This window comes from Stappia sp. WLB 29 (assembly GCF_023507705.1).
GTDB lineage: Bacteria > Pseudomonadota > Alphaproteobacteria > Rhizobiales > Stappiaceae > Stappia.
Genome location: NZ_JALBGD010000031.1, coordinates 1 through 605, shown reverse-complemented (window position 1 = coordinate 605; position 605 = coordinate 1). Strand labels below are relative to the sequence as shown.

Below are 605 nucleotides of genomic sequence, written 5' to 3'. Positions count from 1 at the left end.
GGCCCAGGCGACGCAGTCGCGCTCGCGTGCCGTCAAGGGGGAGGAGGGGCGCCAGGCGTCCCCCTGCAGCAGCGTGGCGGCCCGGTCCGCCGCGCTGGCCGCCAGCAGGGCGAGCATCGTCCGGCGGGCCGGGTCCAACTCGATACGCGCGCCGCTCAGCGAAATGCTGCCGCGCTGGCCGGCGGGGCCGGAAAAGGGTAGGGCGAAGCCGGCGGACAGCCCGTGCTCGCGCGCTTCCTCCATCATCAACCGGGCGAAGGGCGCTCTGTCTGCCGGTGCGCGCGCCTCGCGCCAATCAAACAATGCGTCGGCGGCGGTCACCTGCGCGATCACCGGATCGATGTCGACATAGCGGCGGGCGACGTAGCGCTCCAGCCAGCTGGCCGGCCAGTTGCCGAAGAAGATGGATTTCTTCGCCTCGGCCGGCGGAGTGGCAGGGGTCGGTACGAGGCCGCACATCACCTGGTCGATGCCATAGGCTCCGGTTGCAAGGATGAGGCGGCTGCGCACCTCCTGCGCCGTTGCGGCGTGGCAGATGCGGTCGAGATGGGTCAGCAGATCCGTCGCGTGCAAGGGCGCCTCAGTCGATCAGGCCGAGGCGGAAG

The 605-nt window shown here is 71.1% G+C and carries 1 protein-coding gene; it reads right to left on the bottom strand.

The window, feature by feature from the left end; translation table 11 throughout:
* Positions 1–573, bottom strand: a 573-nt coding sequence (locus tag MNI96_RS21775; RefSeq protein ID WP_249696646.1) for an autoinducer binding domain-containing protein, incomplete at its 3' end; no start/stop codon positions are given.
* Positions 574–605: the final 32 nt, after the last annotated feature.